A 1291-nucleotide genomic window follows, 5' to 3' on the forward strand; every position below is an offset into this window, starting at 1 on the left:
TTCATATCTCAATGCATTATCAACCGATTCTCGGTTCTCAACCAGTGCGTTCAACGCCTTCGTCATTTCTTCTGAGCCATTGTCTTTTCCGTCTAGAACTGTTTCTAGTCGAGCGATGTCACGGTACCTAACGGCACTCATGACCGTCTGTAACTGGTTATATGCTTCGCGTAATTCTTCGTTGATATCAAGAAGATATTCGACTACGCTATTCTCAGTTTGGCTTCCAGGAATGTTAGTGTAATTAGAGTACTTCTTGAAGTCCAACTTCTCGTTGGGCTTAAAGAACAGTCGCCAGTAACGCTTTAAAGCCTTATATTTCATGTTTGAAGGCGCATAGGATTTCATGATACGAATCCTTACTCGAGTGAATCCCCGCATCACGGAGTTAACGATGTGGAACCGATCGGTTACCACAATCGCATTTGGAAAAATAGATTCAGCTAGTTTGGGATAAGTGTAGTTCATATCTGTCACAATGACTTTGACGCTTTCTCTAGCTTTCTTCGTATAACGTTTAAAGTAATTCTCCAAATCATAGAGTGTCCGCGATTCCAGAATGTCCAAGAATTCACACCGAATACCATCCATAAATACAAAGCTCATGGATCCCTTTGCGTCTTTGGTAGACTTGACCTCATCCATGTTAATTACAGCCGGTAACCAGTCAAAACGCGTTTTGACGTTGCCCTGATAGCTTCTCATGATTCGCAGGACCGTTGTACTTGAGATGCTTAATTCGGTAGCGACATGACGCATCGAAACTGTTTCACTTAATTTTAGAAAACAGGCAAGTTTGCTTGTGTTAGAGATGGTGTGGTTTCGTTGAACTAGTGGTGTTTCCGCAAGAAAGTATTGTAGGCAGTGCTTACACTTGAAGTCCCGCTTTTTAAGATGAAGCTGGACATCCCGTTCGGCAGTTCGAGGCAATTTAACATTGGCCCAGCGCCAGCCATATTTGATAATACTTTTTTGGTTTAAGACACCACATTTGGGGCATGCTTTTGGACGATAGTCCAAAATTGCCTGCACTTTAAGTGGGCCCATCATTTCCAAGGGGTTCATCACTTTTAACTTTTTGATGTTGGGGTCTTTTATCCCCAGGATAATTTTAGTATCATTAGTCATAGGATATAGTCACTTTCTCTTTCTTGAAATGTGGTAGTGGATGGATATAGGTCTGCGACTATATCCCTTTTTTGTACATTTTTTTACATTCTTTGATTATACAAAAATATCCGTTGCCAGTAATCAAATTCATTTGATTACCAACAACAGATATTTTAGAACC

The 1291-nt window shown here is 40.7% G+C and carries 1 protein-coding gene; it reads right to left on the bottom strand.

Annotated elements, in window-relative coordinates; translation table 11 throughout:
* On the bottom strand, positions 1 to 1128 hold a 1128-nt coding region (locus ACKTSF_RS14510), incomplete at its 3' end, for an ISL3 family transposase (RefSeq protein WP_407890289.1).
* Between the last annotated feature and the right edge of the window lie 163 nt (positions 1129 to 1291).

Source organism: Levilactobacillus muriae, assembly GCF_045862015.1.
GTDB lineage: Bacteria > Bacillota > Bacilli > Lactobacillales > Lactobacillaceae > Levilactobacillus > Levilactobacillus muriae.